Genomic DNA, 16,618 nt, shown 5'->3' with positions numbered 1-16,618 from the left:
CTCTCGCGGGCAACTGACAAGCAGCCGAGGCGCCCGTGGCCTCCGGTAACCTGCAGCTGCAGGTCATCCTGCAGGCGATCGACAAGGCCACAGGTCCACTGCGCCAGGTTCGCGGCGCCAGCGGCGATGCCGCGCGTGCGCTCAGGGACATGCGCAGCAAGCTCAAGGAGCTCAACGACCAGCAGAAGGCGGTAGGCCAGTTCCGCGAGGTGCGCAGCGGCCTCAAGGCCACCGAGAGCGACATGCAGGCGGCACAGGCCCGCGTGCGTGCGCTCGCGCAGCAGATGGCGCAGGCGAGCACTCCCACCAAGGCCCTGACGCGCGACTTTAATACCGCGCGCCGGGAAGCCGCCGCGCTGGGCACGCAGTTCCAGCAACAGCAGCAGCGCGCCCAGCAGCTGCGCGACAAGCTCGGTGCCGCCGGCATCAGCACGCGCGACCTGGGCACCCACGAGCGCAGGCTGCGCGGCGAGATCGAGTCCACTTCGGCGTCCATCAACACCCAGACCACCGCGCTCAAGCGCCAGGGCGAGCAGCTGCGCCGCACAGCGCAGCTCAAGGCGCAGCACGCCAAGGCCACGATGTACACCGGCGTGCTGGCCGCCGGCGGCGCGGCAGGCATGGGCGCCGGCCGCGCGCTCACGCGCCCGCTGCGCTCCATCGTCGAGGCCTATGCGCCGCAGGAAGATTCGGCCACCCAGCTCAGCGCGTCGATGATGCGCAGCGACGGTTCGGTGCCGGAAGACTTCAAGAAGATCACCGAGCTGGCATCGCGCCTGGGCGACCGGCTGCCCGGCACCACGGCCGACTTCCAGGAAATGATGACCATGCTCATCCGCCAGGGCATGAGCGCGAAGACCGTGCTCGGCGGCCTTGGCGAATCGGCCGCCTACCTGGGCGTGCAGCTGCGCATGCCGGTCACGCAGGCCGCCGAGTTCTCCGCCAAGATGCAGGACGCCACCCGCACCACCGAGGGCGACATGATGGGCCTGATGGACGTGATCCAGCGCACCTACTACCTCGGCGTGGATTCGGGGAACATGCTGCAGGGCTTCACCAAGATGTCGCCGGTGCTGGGCCTCATCCGCAAGGAAGGGCTCGAGGGCAGCAAGGCGCTGGCGCCGCTCCTGGTGATGATGGACCAGACCGGCATGGCCGGCGAGTCGGCCGGCAACGGCATCCGCAAGGTGTTCCAGGCCGGGCTCGACGCCAAGAAGCTCGGCAAGGCCAACGCCGAGCTGAAAGGCATGAAGGCCGGTTTCTCGCTCGATTTCACCGATGGCAAGGGCAAGTTCGGTGGCATAGAGCAGGTGTTCGACCAGATCGAGAAAATCGGCTCGATCAAGGACGACATGAAGCGCACCGGCGTGATCAAGCAGGTGTTCGGCGACGACGCCGAGACGCTGCAGGTGATCAACACGCTCATGGCCAAGGGCAAGGCGGGCTACACCGAGATCCTGGGCAAGATGGAGGCGCAGGCCGACCTCCGGCAGCGCGTCGACAAGCAGCTGGGCACGCTCTCCAACGTGATGGAGGCGGCGCAAGGCAACTTCACCAACGTGCTGGCCGAGATCGGCACCACCGTCGCGCCGCAGCTGAAGGAGCTGGTCAACTGGATCGGCGAGATCTCCGGCAAGGTGCGCGAGTGGGTCAAGGCCAACCCGGAGCTCACCGCAACCATCGTCAAGGTGGTGGCCGTGGTCGCGGGCCTCTACACGGCCGTGGGCGGGCTCATGCTGCTGCTGGCGGGCGTGCTGGGACCCATGTTCATCTTCAAGTTCCTGATGGCGTCGATGGGCTTGCCGCTCGGCCCGCTGGCGGGCATGCTGGCGGGCCCGCTCGCCACGGGCCTGCGGCTCGTGAGCGGCCTCTTCCTGACACTGGGTCGGGCGCTGCTGATGACGCCCATCGGCCTCATCATCACGGCCATCGCCGTGGCGGCTTTCCTGATCTACAAATACTGGGGGCCGATCAGCGCCTTCTTCACCGGCCTGTGGGCCTCCGTCACCGCCGCGTGCAGCAGCGCCTGGACGGCGATCAAGGCCAGCTTCGACGGCGCCATGGCATGGTTCGGCCAGCTGCCCACGCTGTTCCAGGCGTCGCTCTGCGGCATCTCCGCGGCCATCCTGAACTGGTCGCCGCTGGGCCTCATGTACACGGCCTTTGCGGGCGTGCTGAACTACCTCGGGCTGGAGCTGCCGACCAAGTTCACCGACTTCGGCGTGCAGATGATGCTGGGCCTGGCCAGCGGCATCACCGGCGCGCTGGGCCACGTGCGCGAATCGATCACCGGCGCGGCCGATGCATCGCTGGGCTGGTTCAAGGAGAAGCTCGGCATCCGCAGCCCCAGCCGCATGTTCATGCTCGCGGGCAACGAGATCAGCAACGGCGCCGCCGAAGGCATCACCGAGCAGCAAGGCCGCGTGCGCCAGGCCGCGCTTGCCATGGCGGCCGCAGCAGCCGCCGCGGTGCCCATGGTGGCCGGCGCGGGCGGCCCGGGCAGCGATGGCGGCGGCGTGATGATCGACCGCCGCCCGCCCATCAGCGCCGCCGCGGCGCAGCGCAGCGTCTCGTTCGCGGGCGATTCCATCCAGATCACGATCCAGGCCGCGCCCGGCATGGATGCGCAGGCGCTGGCCCGCGCCGTCAGCGCCGAGCTGGACCGCCGCCAGCAGGCCCGGCGCGCCACCATGATGTCCGCGCTGTCGGATCTCGATTGAAAGGGCCACTCCCATGATGATGGCGTTCGGCCAGTTCGTTTTCAGCCTGGACACGCTGGCCTACCAGGACCTGCAGCGGCAGACCAGCTGGCGGCACCCCACCAACAGCCGCGTGGGCGCGAGGCCGGCGCGGCAGTTCACCGGGCCGGGCGAAGACACCATGAACCTTTCAGGCCTGCTGCTGCCCGGCCTGGCCGGCGACACCGGCTCGTTGACCGAGCTGCGCGCCATGGGCGACGCCGGCACGGCCTGGCCGCTGGTGGACGGCACCGGCATCGTCTACGGACAGTTCGTCATCGAATCGCTCAACGAGACCCGCACGCTGTTCTTTCGCGACGGCACGGCCCGGCGCATCGAGTTCCACCTGCAGCTGGCGCGCGTCGACGACGATCGCACCGACACCGTGGGCGACGACGATGCGGCCGGGGACGAAGGCTGAACATGGCCGAACCCACCGGCGCCGCAGACGGCGGCAGCCCGCCCTACCCCACGCCCAGCTACCGCATCACGCTCGGCGACCGCGACATCACGCCCACCGTCGATGCGCGCCTCATCAGCCTCACGCTCACCGAATGCCGCGGCGACGAGGCCGACCAGCTGGACCTGACGCTGGACGACTGCGACGGCGCGCTGGAGATCCCGAGCAAGGGCGTCACGCTCTCACTCGCCTTCGGCTGGGCCGGCTCGCCGCTCGTCGACAAGGGCACCTTCGTGGTGAACGAGGCTGAGCACAGCGGCGCGCCGGACCAGGTCACCATCCGCGCGCGCAGCGCCGACCTGGGCAAGGACCTGCGCGAGCGCAAGGAGCAGAGCTGGCACCGGACCACCCTGGGCGCGATCCTCGAGGCAGTTGCGCAGCGCAACAGCCTGAAGGCACGCGTCGATGCGAAGCTCGCCGGCAAGGACGTCGCGCACATCGACCAGACCCACGAGAGCGACCTGAACTTTGTCACCCGCCTGGCGAAGCGCTACGACGCCGTCGCAACAGTCAAGAAAGGCATGCTGCTGTTCCTGCCCATTGTGGGCACCACCACCAGCAAGGGCGAAGCGCTACCGACCATCACCATCACCCGCGCAGACGGCGACAGCCACCGGTACCACTCGAGCGACCGCGAGGCCTACAACGGCGTGCGGGCCTACTGGCATGACTCGAAAGGCGCCAAGCGGCGCAGCGTGCTGGTGGGCCAGAGCGGCAACGCCAAGCGGCTGAAGGAAGGGCATGCGTCGGAGGCCGATGCGCGCGCCGCGGCGGAGGCCGAGTGGCGGCGCGTGCAGCGCGGAGCGGCGACGTTCGAGTTGGCGCTCGGGCTGGGGCAGCCGCTGCTTGGGCCGCAGACGCCTGTGCGGGTGCGCGGGTTCAAGCCGCAGATCGACGAGATCGAGTGGCTGGCGATCAAGGCGTGCCATACCTTCGGGGATGGGGGCTACACGACCAAGGTCGAGCTCGAGGTGGCCGGGGCGAAGGAAGCCGACGCAAGCAGTGCCGGCACAGCGGACTGAGAGCACGCCGAAGTGACGAACTCCATCAAGCCGCCAAGGCCTCGTCCTGCTCCTGGCCGATCAACACGTCGGCGGGAATGCCCATGCCCTTGTTCAAGCGGCGGATCATGTGCAGTGTCAGCGGGCGCTTGCGCGCGAGCACTTCGTAGACGCGGTTCAACGGCCCGATGTAGGGCACCAGGTCGCGCACCGCCATGCCCGACTGTTCCATGCGAAAACGGATCGCCTCGATGGGGTCCGGCGGGTCGATGGGGTGATGCTCGGCTTCGTAGGCCTGCACCAGCGTGCCGATCACCTCGAGGCGCTCGCCCTCCGGCGACTCGCGATCGGGGTCGAGGTCGATCAGTGCGGACACTTCGCGCAGCGCCGCGCGGTAGTCGGCATCGGTGCGGATGGCTTTGACTTCCATGGTCGGGCTCCTTTACCTGAACTGGTCAACGGTTGCGGCATCGATCGCATCGTATTGAGCGTGCGTGCCGACGAACTTGATGAACACGTACTGCATCTTGTAGGCGATGGCGACGATCAGGCGGTAGTCGTTGCCCTTGATGTTGAAGACCACGCGGTTGTTCGCAATGATGCTGGCGTTGGCGTACTGGGCCTTCACCACGGCTGGGGTCGTCCACTTCGCATTCTTCGCCTCTTCGTACCATGCCTTCAGACCGGGTTCGGCATCACGGTAGCTCGGGTCCTGGTAGAAGGCGATCAGGTTGGAATTTGCGACTACGTGCATTGGAAGTGAGTATAGTCCCAAATTGGGACTAGTGCAAGCGACTGGACGATGGCGCGCACGTCGACCAGACCCATGAGGGCGATCTGCACTACGTCTCCGCCTAGCGAAGCGCTCGCGGTCTGGCATCGACTGAGTTTGCAGATCTACGAAAGAACGCCGCAGCATTCTTTAAATCGTTTACCGCTCTGGCACGGGCACGGCGAATTCCTCGCTACCCGGCTGGTCACGAGCGTTCTGATGACCTCTTCTTCAAGCGTTCGGAGTTCGCTCGCCTGAATAACATAGCCTAGATTGTTCGGGATCGTGCCGACCGCGATCGACTTGGTGTCCGTGGGGACGTCCACCACGACTATCTCCCCTTTGGTGGTGTGTTGAGGTCCGGCGTATAAAGTCCCGAGCAAAGCCACTCTGCTGCCCGCGCACAAGGCGCCATTCGAATCGACATAGCTCCCGATGTTCGCGAGAAAAACCGGAGATCCGGACGACCCGGGGAAGCACGCTGCATCTATCAGGAACTCCGGCTTTCCGTTGAGTCGCAGCTTGGGATGTGTAGCTGTTATTCCCTTCCGGATGATTGGAAGATTATGGCGCTCATCCCATAGCCCGTTCGGATACCCGATCATGACAATCTCTTCCATGTGTGGAAGTGAATCGAGCAATTCAGGAGTGGCCAAAGTCTCCATGCTGATCTGCACAATATGATAGTTTTTATCGTCTTTCTGCGCGCTGTTCAAAATAGCGCCGATGGGAACGGCGACCAGATCGATCCGTGGATCAGGATGAGGTATGCAGTATTGCCCAATATTTCTTACGGTCACAGCTTCGTGATTTTCTAGATCGGGTGTTCCGTTAGCGTTGCGTCTCGTGAGATGAAATACTCCGGTCACTGCCCCACGCACCACATGCTTGTTAGTAACGATGCAGGGAATCCCCGCGTCGTCCTTGCGGTTAAAGGCGCAGATGTACCCTGAACCAAAAGACATTTCATTCGCAGCGTTGCTGCAGACGATGCGGACCGTGCTATGCACAAGCTGAGTAATAGGGTGGATGTACGTGTTCATAGACGGGGCATGCATCGAGCCGGGCGTGAGCAGTTAGCTGCAGCCATCTGGCAGCGCAATGCTGAAGGTTTCTAGGGCACATGCTGCAGTTAATCGCTGCGACTGAATGATGGACCGTGACCCGCCTCACGAATCAGGGTAACGAGTTCGTTAATACGAATGCGAAGGTCCAAAACGTTGAGGTCCGCAGGTTCGAAGCAAACTGCGGATGCCACCGCGACTTTGTCCACCCTATCGAGCTTCGTCCCGTCAGCTCGTTTAAACGGAAGGACGTGGTCAAACTGGCCCGTCTTTAAACGGCTTGCGAAACGATCACCATAGACTCGTTGGAGTGCTGCGGTCATCAACTCCTTCGGTACGTAGTTCTCGATCTCCCTGCCTTCAGTCAACCAGCCTCTGCTGCGGCCGTCATCGAGTTCAGACAGAATGCGTAGCTTCGTAGCATTCACCGATGCGTCGACGTGAGCCTTGTCACTGTCAAGGACAACATAGAGGTTCCGGTTCAGCCGGCGCACCGCGATCAGGGCTTCGACATCTTTCTCTCCCTCTTCGTCATTCGCGCTCAAGTGGCTTAGCAGCCGCCCGCCGTAGAACATCACGGAGAAGTCGATGCCTTCTTGCAGATCTGGTGCAAGCGCCCCGATCCAATGCTTGATGTAGATTCGATCGGATGGCCCTTCCACCCAAACGATTGCGTTTGCCTGGAGCAAATCCGAAGCTCGGTAGCCCAAGTCTTTGCATACTTGAAATCTGCTAGAGGACGTCACTGCAGATTCGATCGACGTGTTACCTTCCCGATTGGACACATGAAAAACTGCGGCGTCGATGGCATCGATGACGCTCGCCGAATGTGTGGCAACGAAGTACTGATTGGTCGTGTGCTCGCCCAAATATTTCACAAGCCGGCGCTGCAAAAGCGGGTGAAGGTGAATCTCAGGTTCTTCGATACAGATGATCTGTTGTTGCAGCAGCGTACACGATGCTGCAAGCATGATCACTTCGTGAATCCCGGTTCCTAGAGCGCTCAGTGGGAGCTGCTTCCCGTCCATGTGAACAATAATGTGCTCTCTATCGTGCGGAACTCGTATCTCGGCTGATGCATTGTCAGTCACGGCCTTCAGGAAGGCGTTGATGTCGTTGAACTTGACGCGTTTGTGCTGCTCGTTGTAGTCAGGGTCTTGGTGCCGCGCAAGCTCCTCTATCAATCCTCGTCCAGACCAGTCGGCAAAGACTTCGCCTTTTGCCGATACTTCGCGGATAGCAGGGATCAACGCAATTTCAGGGAGGCTTACCGGGATGGTGGAGAAAATACGATTTGCAATTTCGCGAACCCACGTCTCCTGCCCCCCACCTCGTTGATTCGTCAGCTGGCTCCACAACTCGCTCACCAGGCGCGAATCGTGTGCCCTCAGAAACTCAGTCAACTTGAACGTGGCTTTGATCGGTTCGAGAATTCTGTTTCGCTCGTTAGAGCGCGTGAACCAGAGCATTCCGTCACGCTGATATGTGGCGAGAAAGTCCCGGGCGAGCTTTGCATAGGGGCTTCGCTCCGGCAGCAGCGCGTCGATTGTTGCGTTGCCACTAGCTAGCGGCACTCCGATGCCCAGAATTACGGTACCTTCTGGATTCGAGATGTTCTTGTCGAGCGGTCCCAGAGCGATGGTCCCCTTTTTATCGAGCAAGGGGTCTGTGACCAATGGCCGAAGGTGGCGCGCGATGTAGTTCAACATTGTCGACTTGCCAACATTGTTGGGACCGACAAAAAAGTTGAACCGCTGAAAGGGCCCGACATAGGCAACTTCGTCGCCAACGCCGCGATAGTTTGCTAGAGCGATTCCGCTCAAGTACGTCGATGCAGCCATCTCCCTCTTCTCCCTATAAGTATTCTGTGGCGACGCCCTGAAGCCGACCCGAACCGCACGTGTTTCGCTCGACCTTTGTTCGTGAAGCGCCTTTAGATCTTGCCTACCCTTTCGCGAGCGATGAAAGTACGCGTCGCGCGGCAGCCTGCCCGTTCTGGTCGGCTCGCTTGTAGTCGTCGATCAACATCGCCTGCTCAGGCGTAAGCGATGCGAACGTGGAGGGCGTTCGCTGACCGGTAACGATGTAGAGAGCATCGAAGCCATGCTGCGCCAGCAGTGCCAGCGCATCAGCGCCTGGAACCGTAGCGCCACTTTCCCACGCACCTACTGTCCTTCGAGCAGCGCTCGCCGCATCCGCGAGTGCGGCTTGTGACCACCCGAGCCTTTCCCGTTCCTTTTTTAGGCGTGCGCTCACGCTTGCACGTATTTCTTTACTCATGACTATTCAAATTGGACCGTCACGCCGGTGTGCACTTGCGCAGCACCGAACTTCCGATAACGCGACAGCCGCCTTTGACCTTCCCTTTTTCTAGTTAGAACACACCCTCGTGTGTGCGGGAACACAATTCGGTTTGACCTCCCGCCTACACGTTCCTCTTCGCCAGCGACGCAACAACGCGCCGAATAGCTAGCTGATCTTCTGCACCGAGCTGCTTGTAGTCAGCGAGCAGCTGCAGCTCATCGACGCTCTGTGGCGCTTCCATACGACGCACTCCGGTGAGCAGAAACTGGACGTCCACCCCGATCCCAGCTATGGCGGAGAGATAGGTCGCGTCCGGGTTGCGGCTGCCGTTTTCATAGTTGAGCTGTGCGTCCTTCGACACGCCGCCAGCCGTTCCCAATGCCGTCTGGTTGAGCCCGAGGCGCTTGCGCTCTTCGCGTAGCCGATCCCTCAAATTAGTCAATTGACCACCAAAATATGTTGACTTGTGGTCTAACGACCACCAGAATGCTCCCCGACTGTGCAATTTCTTGTTTCACAAGCATACCGTCCATGAAAACAGCCCCTAAAGCAACGCGCACGCCGAACGGCGCCGTGAGCAACAAGCCGATCGCGCTTCGTCTCCTGCCGTATGAACTCGAGAAGGTCAGAGCCGTCGCGAAGCGGGAGCAACGTTCCCTGGCGTCGGTCGCTCGGCTGGCCCTTTTGCGGGGCCTCGCGGATTGCGAGCGCAAGAAGCAACCTCTCGCTGCGTGATCCGTCACCTTCGCTCTTCAGGCAAGACCATGACCTATCCCGACCCCAAGCGCATCCGCGACAACCGCCTCACCTTGCGCCTCGACGACTACGAGCACGGGCTCGTCCAGGCGTTGGCGAACTACCAGGGCGAACAGCTCTCGACGCTGTTGCGCGATCTGGTGATGCGGGAGGCTCAGCAGGTTTTGTCGCATGCCCTGAGTGTCAACGAACGGGCGGCCTGAGCGAAGGCCGCTACGAGCCGCCACCAAGCGCAAAAACGTCAGCCGAACAGCACGCATGCCCGAGCACACCATCCACCTGACCGATGCAGACCGCACGCTGATCGAGCGCGTGCGCCAGGAGCGCGGGTTTCCCTCGCCGGAAGCCGCGGCCGAGTGGCTCATCAAGACGCGGCTGCGGCGTGCGGCGCGCAACAGCACCGGGCGCGGCCGCGCGCTGTACCTGGTCGATCGCGCGCCCGGCATCAAGGGCTTCGCATGAGGATCAGCTGCCCGCATTGCAAGCAGCTCGGGACCATCCGCTCGACCGAGCGGCTTTCACCGACCGTCTCGCAGCACTACGTGATCTGCAGCAACAAGGAATGCGGCCACACCTGGCGCGCCACGACGGTGGCCGACATGACGCTGTCGCTCTCGTCGACGCCCGACCCCACGGTGGCCCTGCCGCTGTCGACCCACATGCGCCGCGCCGTGCTCGCACACCTGATCCGCTGCGCGGCCGAGGCGGAATACACGCCGCAGTCGACGCATCCCACCACGCTCGACCTGTTCCCGCCGGGCGGCCCTGACGGGCCCTCATAGCCGCCAGGGCGCGCGCTCCTTCCCTTTTCCATACCCACCCCCTGCGGTGCCTGTTCGGAGGCACTGCGGGATGTGCTCACCCCGAATTTGTTGACATGAAGAAGACCACGCCCTCCGCCCTTCGAACTTGCCTGCAGGCCGCGAGAACCCGATGAACCGGGATCTGCTCGAGGAGATTGCCGCCAGCCTGGTGCAGGACTTCGACTTCAAGCGCTCGCCGGACGGCAAGTACCTGCGCGCCGGCGTGTGCCCGGCGTGCGGCAAGAAGTCGATGTGGACCTACGCCGCGAGCCCGTGGGTGGTGAAGTGCGAGCGCACCAACAACTGCGGCTACGAGGATCACGCGAAGGAGCTGTACCCCGACCTCTTCAACTCGTGGACGGAGCGCTACCAGAAGCCCGAGCTGGGGAAGCCGCTGGAGCAGCAGAACCCGAACGCCGCGGCCGACGCCTACCTGCGGGACGGCCGCGGGTTCGACCTTGTGCTGATCAAGGGCACGTATTCACAGGAGAGCTACTTCGATGCGCGCGCCGACCAGGGCCGGGGCGCGGGCACGGGGACCGTGCGTTTTCAGTTGGCGCAGACCTGGTGGGAGCGGTTCTTCGACCGTCCGCAGCGCTTCGGGAAGAAGAAGGCCAACTTCAAGACGGGCGGCAGCTACGCGGGCACCTGGTGGGCGCTGCCCGGGCTGTCGTTCGAAGCGCCGGCGGCGCCGACGCCAGAGACGGCGCTGGCACGCGCGATGCAGGCGGCCTCGCCCGCCGGGCCCGCGCGGCCGGCGCTGCCGCCGCCGGCGGAGCTGTGGCTGGTGGAAGGGATCTTCGACGCGATCGCGCTGGCGCACCACGGCATTGCGGCGGTGGCGCTCCTGAGCTGCAACAACTACCCGGAGAAGGCGCTGGCCGAGCTGAAGGCGACGGTCGACGGGCAGAACGGCGCCGTCGACATGCCGCGCCTGGTGTGGGCCTTCGACGGCGACAAGGCCGGGCGGGATTTCACGCTGAAGTACGTGCGGCGCGCCCGCGATGCGGGCTGGATCTGCAGCGCGGCGCAGATTCCGCAGACGGACAAACGCAAGATCGACTGGAACGATCTGCACCAGCGCGGCCGGCTCGAGGAGAACCACCTCGAGGACTACCGCTACCACGGCGCCCTGCTGCTGGCCGCAACGCCGCAGGACAAGGCGCTGCTGATCTACAACCGCACCAGCAAGGCGAGCTTCGACTTCGACCACAGCAACCGGCTGTACTGGTTCAAGCTGGACCTGGACCGCTACGGCAAGGCGGAGGACCGGATCAAGGAGTCGATCGCGCAGGGCCACACGGAGCCGCTGGATGACGAGGCGCTGCGCACGCAGGCGCTCAAGGAATCGGGCGTGCTGCAGCCGATTGCCAACTGCAAGCCGGAGGCGCTGTACTACCAGAAGAACGAGATCACGGGCGATGCCTGGTACTACTTTCGCGTGGCGTTTCCGCACGACGGGCCGGAGGTCAAGGGCACCTTCACGGCCGGGCAGCTGACGACCGGGAGCGAGTTCAAGAAGCAGCTGCTGCACATGGCCGCGGGCGCCATCTACAGCGGCACCAGCCTGCAGCTGGAGATCATGATGCAGCGGCAGCTGGACAACATCAAGATCGTGCAGACGGTCGATTTCATCGGCTACAGCGCGGCGCACAAGACCTACATCCTCGGCAAGGTGGCGGTGCGCGAGGGCGCGGTTCACGAGGCCAACAAGGAGGACTATTTCGACTTCGACAAGCTGTCGATCAAGACGCTGCAGAAGTCGATTCACCTGCACGTGAACACGGACCGCCAGGGCTACGACCGCGCCTGGCAGAAGCACCTGTGGTCGGCGTTCGGCGCCAAGGGCTACATCGCGCTGGCCTACTGGTTCGGCAGCCTGTTTGCCGAGCAGGTGCGCGCCGAGCAGCAGAGCTTTCCCTTCCTGGAGATCGTGGGCGAGCCGGGCTCTGGCAAGACGACGCTGATCCAGTTCCTGTGGAAGCTGTTCGGGCGCGACTACGAGGGCTTCGATCCGTCGAAATCTACCTCTGCGGGACGGCTGCGCACCTTCACGCAGGTGAGCAACCTGCCGATCGTGCTGATCGAGTCGGACCGGGAGACGAAGAGCGGCAGCCAGTCGCATGTGAAGAGCTTCGACTGGGACGAGCTCAAGGATGCCTACAACGGCAACAGCATTCGCACCACGGGCGTGAAGACCGGGGGCAACGAGACCTACGACCCGCCTTTTCGCGCGTCGATCGTTATCAGCCAGAACAACCAGGTGCAGGCCTCGCAGGCCATCATGGAGCGGATCTGCCACATGACCTTCGACACGCGGGGGTTCACGTCGGCCAGCTACGAGAGCGCCAAGGCACTCGAGAAGGTGGAGATCGAGCAGGTGAGCGGCTTCATCCTGGCCGCGCTTCGGCGCGAGGCCGAGGTGATGGCGACGGTGGTGGCGAACCACGACACGAACATCCGCTTCCTGCTGGCGCAGGACGGGATCCACAAGCCGCGGATCGCCAAGAACCACGCGCAGCTGCTCGCCATGGCGACGGCCATGCGCAGCGTGGTGGCGCTGGACGACGCGCAGTTTGCGCAGGTGCAGGCGCAGATCGTGGCGATGGCGCGCGAACGCCAGCAGTCGATCAACGCCGACCACCCGCTGGTGCACGAGTTCTGGGAGGCGTTCGACTACCTCGACAGCCTGGGCGTGGAGTCGGTGAAGCACGGGCACATCGACCGGCCGCTGCTCAACCACAGCCGCGATGCCGAGCAGGTTGCCTTGAACCTGAACGAGTTCGTCGAGAAGGCGAACACGCACCGCCAGCAGATCCCGCTGCTGGCCGACCTGAAAAAGGTGCTGCGCACCAGCAAGACCCGCCGCTTCATCGACATCAAGTCGGTGAACAGCGCCATTCGCGTTCGCAGCGAAGGCGGCACCGAGGTGCCGAAGACGGTGCATTGCTGGGTGTTCGAACGCCCGGGCCGCGGCTCCTGAAACCCCTGACGCCCTGCCCCATGCACATCACCCGCTCCCAGCCCTTCCGCTGCCACTACCGCCATGCCGTTCCGGGCCAGGCGCCCGTCGCCCTGTTCGTGCAGCTGCGTGCACGCGATGCCGAGGCGGCCCGCCTGCTGGCCGAGACGGCGCTGGGCTGCCTGGTCGACCGGGTGGAGCCGGCGCCCTTCTCTTTTTCAACCACCCACCTTGCAAAGGAGATCTGACATGCACGCCTACCTGGTGAAGGTCATCGACGCGGCCGGCATCTTCCACGGCTACGTGCAGCTGGCCACTTCGTGCGCCGCGGCCGAGGGCTTTGCCTTCGACCGCTTCGGCGACCTGCGGCTGCTGAGCGTGCGGAGGTCCGCATGAGCGCGCCGCGCAAGACGCTGCCGACGCGCAGCGTCTACACGCCGGGCTTCAAGTACCGGGACGCGGCGCACACGGACATTCGGGAAACGTTCAAGGCGGCGCGCCGCGCGCTGGCCCGCGAGGCGCAGCGCAGGGCCGATGAGCGCCAGCAGAGCCTTGAACTGGACAACGTGGTGCCCATGCCGGCGCGAGGCGCGAAGTGATGGACACGCGGCCGCACGGCATGCCGGCCTGGCACTGACCTGGGCGGCCCGGCCATGGCCCACGCGATCGAGCCAACCGACCAGCTGCTGCGCGATGCCTGCGCCCGCATGGCGGCGCGCTTCCGATGGGCGGAGGACTTCGAGACGGTGATGCAGGACCGGGTGCGCAGCCGGCTGGTGCGCATCGCGGCCAGGCACCCCACCGCCGCCGGGCTGGCCCCGCCGCGCGTGCAGCGCCAGCCGGCCTGCCGCCCGCAGCAGCTGCTTGGCGGCCTGGCCTTTTTCGATTGCAAGCGCGCCGCTTCGGGCGAGCGCGACGACGACGACTGATTTTTCAACCACAGGGAAAGACGGCAATGAACCGTAGCAACTTCGAATCGCCCAGCCGTGAGGCCACAGCCTCGCACCGCCGCGTCACCGTGATCGCATTCACCGGCAAGGCCGGCGCGGGGAAGGACAGCGCCGCGGCGGTGCTGGTCAACCACCGGGCCTTCCTGTCCATCGCATTCGGCGATGCCTTGAGGCGCGAGATTGCCGGGGCATGGCGCATCGACGAACGCATGCTCAGCCATCGGCCCACGAAGGAACTGGCGATTCCGGCGCTGGCCGTGGGCATGTGCGGCGAGCCGGCGTTCATCAGCTGGTGCTTCGAAGGCGGCGAAAGCCTGCACGAGCCACGCAGCGCGCGCTGGGCGATGCAGCAATGGGCGGACTTCCAGCGCCGGTACAGGCCGGCCCACTATGCCGGCATCGTGACGCGGTGGATCGGCCGGCAGGCCTCGCTGGGCTTTCGCCGCATTGCGGTCACGGATCTGCGCGACCCGGTCGAAGCGGCGGCGCTGCGCGCGCTCGGCGTGCAGATCTGCGTGGTTCGCGTCCACAGCCCCCGCGCGGTTGCCCTGGCGGGCGGCACGGCGCTGCACAGCAGCGAGCGGCACCAGGTCGCTGCCGACTTCGATCTGCAGAACGACGGGAGCTTCGAGGCGCTGCGGGACAGCGTCCTGGCCCTGCCGCCGGTGGCGTGCCTGGCCGCGGCCGCGGAAGGCCGCGCGGCATGAGCGCGACCGAGATCCGCCACGGACACCTGTTCTGCGGGCTTGGCGGGGGCGCCAAGGGCTTCAACAAGGCCCGGCCGACCCTCGGCAGCCAGGAGGCGCGCTTTCGCTGTGTGGGGGGCATCGACAACGATGCGGCGGCCATCGAGGATTTCACGCGCGCCGCCGGCGTGCGCGGGACGGTGCTCGACCTGTTCGACCGCGACCAGTACATCGCCTTCAACGATCGCGAACCGCCGCCCGGCTGGCGCGAGGCTGGCACGGCCGAGGTGCATGCGGCGTTCAACCATGAGCATCCGCACATCGTCTTCCTGTCGGCACCATGCAAGGGCTTCAGCGGCCTGCTGGCCGAGGGCAAGAGCAAGACGGACAAGTACCAGGCGCTCAACCGGCTGACCTTGCGGGGGATCTGGCTGCTGCTCGAGGCCTACAAGGACGACCCGGTCGAGCTGCTGCTGTTCGAGAACGTGCCGCGCATCGCCACGCGCGGGCGGCACCTGCTGGACCAGATCACCAGCATGCTGCGGAGCTACCGGTACGCGGTGGCCGAGACGACGCACGACTGCGGGCAGCTGGCCGGGCTGGGCCAGAGCCGCAAGCGCTTCCTGCTGGTGGCTCGGCACATCGAGAAGGTGCCGCCCTTCCTCTACGAGCCGCCGCAGCGCGGCCTGCGATCGGTGGGCGAAGTGCTCGGCCGGATGCCGCTGCCTGGAGATCTGCGCGTGGGCCCGATGCACCGCATACCTGCCCTCCAGTGGAAAACCTGGGTGCGGCTGGCCTTCGTCGAGGCAGGGAGCGACTGGCGCAGCCTCAACAAGCTGGCGGTGGAGAACGGGTGCTTGCGCGACTTTCTCATCGTGCCGGAATCGTGTGGCGGGGCCGTAGCGGGCGAATCGCTGCAGCCCAGCGGGCGGTTTGCGGTGACCGACCCTCGCTTCGAGCAATCGGCGAAGTGGCACGACGGCCAGGCCTACGGCGTGCGCCGGTGGAATGCGCCCACCGGCACCATCACCGGCCAGAACTCCCCGGGGCAAGGGGCGTTCACAGTGGCCGACCCGCGCCACGCGGGTCCGCCCAAGCACAACAACGAATTCCGCATCGTGCCCTGGCACCAGGCCAGCGGCGCGGTGACTGGGGCGCACGGCACAGGCCAATGCATCGCGGACCCGCGGCGCGACGGACCGAGCTTCGCGAAGTACGCGGTGACGGCGTATGACCAGCCGGCGGGCACGGTGATCGCCGGCGGCACGACCGGCCAGGGCGCCTTTGCAGTCGCAGATCCGCGCAGCGGCATCCAGCGCAGCAAAGGCGACAACTACCTGACCGCCGGCCACTACGGCGTCATTCCGTGGAACGAGCACGCCGGCACCGTCAGCGCATCGGCCAACCACGACAACGGACGCTGGAGCGTGGCGGATCCGCGCGGGGCGGCCGCCCGGTGCGAGGCCGCGCTGCCGGGCAAAGCCATGCCCAAGGCCTCCGAGCACCTGGTCTGCCGGATCCATTCTCAGGACGGCACCTGGCACCGGCCCTTCACGACCTTCGAGCTGGCCGCGCTGCAGTCACTGGTGGAGCCCGAGGAGCACTTCGAGCTCGAAGGCCTGAGCGACCAGGCCTGGCGCGAGCGCATCGGCAACGCGGTGCCGCCCGACGCGGCAACCGCCATCGCCGAAGAGATGGGGCGCACGCTGCTGCTGGCGTGGAGTGGAGAGACGTTCGCGCTCGGCAGCACGCCAATCTGGGTGCGCAATGTCGCGGTGGCGATCAGCGTGGCGGGAGGTGCCGCGTGAAGCGCTTGGGCAGATCCGGCAGCCAGGACGTCGATCCTTCCCTCGGCATGTTCCTGAGCGACGCAGAGATCGACGGCATCTGCGAGGGCCTGGGCGCCAACTCTCATGCCGCCAAGTGCAGGCGACTGGCGAGCCTGGGCCTGCGCGTGAACCGCAAGCCGAACGGACGGCCGCTTGTGGTGCGATCGCACGCAGAGGCAGTGCTGAGCGGCCACGCCGCTCTGGGCTCGACGCAGGCAACTCACGACCCACAGTGCGCAATAAGTGGCAACCGCGCCGGCGTGATCGCGCTTTTCGGCAGGAAGACCGCTTAG

21 protein-coding genes are annotated in these 16,618 nt (G+C 65.1%); 15 read left to right on the top strand and 6 right to left on the bottom strand.

Annotated elements, in window-relative coordinates; translation table 11 throughout:
• The first annotated feature begins 35 nt into the window (after positions 1 to 35).
• Genes ABID97_RS15140 through ABID97_RS15130 form a run of 3 tightly spaced genes read left to right on the top strand, consistent with a single transcriptional unit; the run spans position 36 to position 4,220 of the window.
• Positions 36 to 2,720: a phage tail tape measure protein gene (locus ABID97_RS15140; RefSeq protein WP_354399269.1), complete on the top strand. Its 2,685-nt coding sequence runs from the start codon at positions 36 to 38 to the stop codon at positions 2,718 to 2,720.
• 13 nt (positions 2,721 to 2,733) lie between these two features.
• Positions 2,734 to 3,159: a phage tail protein gene (locus ABID97_RS15135; protein ID WP_354399268.1), complete on the top strand. Its 426-nt coding sequence runs from the start codon at positions 2,734 to 2,736 to the stop codon at positions 3,157 to 3,159.
• 2 nt (positions 3,160 to 3,161) lie between these two features.
• Complete coding sequence (locus ABID97_RS15130; protein WP_354399267.1) at positions 3,162 to 4,220, top strand: contractile injection system protein, VgrG/Pvc8 family; 1,059 nt, start codon at positions 3,162 to 3,164, stop codon at positions 4,218 to 4,220.
• A 25-nt stretch (positions 4,221 to 4,245) separates the two neighbouring features.
• On the opposite strand, the gene ABID97_RS15125 is transcribed toward ABID97_RS15130, so the two are convergent.
• From ABID97_RS15125 to ABID97_RS15100, 6 genes are all read right to left on the bottom strand, one after another.
• Positions 4,246 to 4,629 (bottom strand): helix-turn-helix domain-containing protein, encoded by a 384-nt coding sequence (locus tag ABID97_RS15125; protein ID WP_354399266.1) that lies wholly within the window; start codon positions 4,627 to 4,629, stop codon positions 4,246 to 4,248.
• 12 nt (positions 4,630 to 4,641) lie between these two features.
• Positions 4,642 to 4,953, bottom strand: coding sequence for a type II toxin-antitoxin system HigB family toxin (locus tag ABID97_RS15120; protein WP_354399265.1), 312 nt, complete (start codon positions 4,951 to 4,953; stop codon positions 4,642 to 4,644).
• A gap of 143 nt (positions 4,954 to 5,096) precedes the next feature.
• On the bottom strand, positions 5,097 to 6,014 hold the full coding sequence (locus tag ABID97_RS15115; protein WP_354399264.1) for a trypsin-like peptidase domain-containing protein: 918 nt from the start codon (positions 6,012 to 6,014) through the stop codon (positions 5,097 to 5,099).
• An 89-nt stretch (positions 6,015 to 6,103) separates the two neighbouring features.
• Entirely contained in the window at positions 6,104 to 7,876 is a 1,773-nt protein-coding gene (locus tag ABID97_RS15110; RefSeq protein ID WP_354399263.1) for an AAA family ATPase, read from the bottom strand.
• Positions 7,877 to 7,979: 103 nt separating this feature from the next.
• Positions 7,980 to 8,315 (bottom strand): helix-turn-helix domain-containing protein, encoded by a 336-nt coding sequence (locus tag ABID97_RS15105; protein ID WP_354399262.1) that lies wholly within the window; start codon positions 8,313 to 8,315, stop codon positions 7,980 to 7,982.
• A gap of 145 nt (positions 8,316 to 8,460) precedes the next feature.
• Positions 8,461 to 8,781 carry a helix-turn-helix domain-containing protein gene (locus tag ABID97_RS15100; protein WP_354399261.1) on the bottom strand — a complete coding sequence of 107 codons (321 nt, stop codon included), beginning with the start codon at positions 8,779 to 8,781 and terminating at the stop codon, positions 8,461 to 8,463.
• Between the two features lie 89 nt (positions 8,782 to 8,870).
• Here ABID97_RS15100 and ABID97_RS15095 point away from each other — a divergent pair, with 89 nt between their 5' ends.
• The 12 genes from ABID97_RS15095 (at position 8,871) to ABID97_RS15040 (ending at position 16,618) form a co-directional block, all read left to right on the top strand.
• Positions 8,871 to 9,074 carry a hypothetical protein gene (locus ABID97_RS15095; protein WP_354399260.1) on the top strand — a complete coding sequence of 68 codons (204 nt, stop codon included), beginning with the start codon at positions 8,871 to 8,873 and terminating at the stop codon, positions 9,072 to 9,074.
• A 29-nt stretch (positions 9,075 to 9,103) separates the two neighbouring features.
• On the top strand, positions 9,104 to 9,298 hold the full coding sequence (locus ABID97_RS15090; protein WP_354399259.1) for a hypothetical protein: 195 nt from the start codon (positions 9,104 to 9,106) through the stop codon (positions 9,296 to 9,298).
• Between the two features lie 55 nt (positions 9,299 to 9,353).
• Positions 9,354 to 9,557: a hypothetical protein gene (locus tag ABID97_RS15085; RefSeq protein ID WP_354399258.1), complete on the top strand. Its 204-nt coding sequence runs from the start codon at positions 9,354 to 9,356 to the stop codon at positions 9,555 to 9,557.
• Positions 9,554 to 9,877: an ogr/Delta-like zinc finger family protein gene (locus ABID97_RS15080; protein WP_354399257.1), complete on the top strand. Its 324-nt coding sequence runs from the start codon at positions 9,554 to 9,556 to the stop codon at positions 9,875 to 9,877. The genes ABID97_RS15085 and ABID97_RS15080 overlap by 4 nt, the downstream gene beginning before the upstream one ends.
• A gap of 151 nt (positions 9,878 to 10,028) precedes the next feature.
• Positions 10,029 to 12,881 carry a toprim domain-containing protein gene (locus tag ABID97_RS15075; RefSeq protein WP_354399256.1) on the top strand — a complete coding sequence of 951 codons (2,853 nt, stop codon included), beginning with the start codon at positions 10,029 to 10,031 and terminating at the stop codon, positions 12,879 to 12,881.
• 20 nt (positions 12,882 to 12,901) lie between these two features.
• Positions 12,902 to 13,108, top strand: a complete 207-nt coding sequence (locus tag ABID97_RS15070; RefSeq protein WP_354399255.1) for a hypothetical protein — start codon at positions 12,902 to 12,904, stop codon at positions 13,106 to 13,108.
• A 1-nt stretch (position 13,109) separates the two neighbouring features.
• The gene (locus tag ABID97_RS15065; protein ID WP_354399254.1) at positions 13,110 to 13,256 is read left to right on the top strand and encodes a hypothetical protein; all 147 of its coding nucleotides are present in this window, start codon (positions 13,110 to 13,112) and stop codon (positions 13,254 to 13,256) included.
• Positions 13,253 to 13,459, top strand: a complete 207-nt coding sequence (locus tag ABID97_RS15060) for a hypothetical protein (RefSeq protein WP_354399253.1) — start codon at positions 13,253 to 13,255, stop codon at positions 13,457 to 13,459. The genes ABID97_RS15065 and ABID97_RS15060 overlap by 4 nt, the downstream gene beginning before the upstream one ends.
• A 54-nt stretch (positions 13,460 to 13,513) precedes the next feature.
• Complete coding sequence (locus ABID97_RS15055) at positions 13,514 to 13,789, top strand: hypothetical protein (protein WP_354399252.1); 276 nt, start codon at positions 13,514 to 13,516, stop codon at positions 13,787 to 13,789.
• 26 nt (positions 13,790 to 13,815) lie between these two features.
• Positions 13,816 to 14,517 (top strand): nucleoside/nucleotide kinase family protein, encoded by a 702-nt coding sequence (locus ABID97_RS15050; RefSeq protein WP_354399251.1) that lies wholly within the window; start codon positions 13,816 to 13,818, stop codon positions 14,515 to 14,517.
• The gene (locus tag ABID97_RS15045) at positions 14,514 to 16,304 is read left to right on the top strand and encodes a DNA cytosine methyltransferase (protein ID WP_354399250.1); all 1,791 of its coding nucleotides are present in this window, start codon (positions 14,514 to 14,516) and stop codon (positions 16,302 to 16,304) included. The genes ABID97_RS15050 and ABID97_RS15045 overlap by 4 nt, the downstream gene beginning before the upstream one ends.
• Positions 16,301 to 16,618, top strand: a complete 318-nt coding sequence (locus ABID97_RS15040) for a DUF4224 domain-containing protein (protein ID WP_354399249.1) — start codon at positions 16,301 to 16,303, stop codon at positions 16,616 to 16,618. The genes ABID97_RS15045 and ABID97_RS15040 overlap by 4 nt, the downstream gene beginning before the upstream one ends.

This window comes from Variovorax sp. OAS795 (assembly GCF_040546685.1).
Classification (GTDB): Bacteria; Pseudomonadota; Gammaproteobacteria; order Burkholderiales; family Burkholderiaceae_C; genus Variovorax.
The sequence above is the reverse complement of the archived record's forward strand: the minus strand, read 5'-3'. Positions and strand labels throughout refer to the sequence as shown.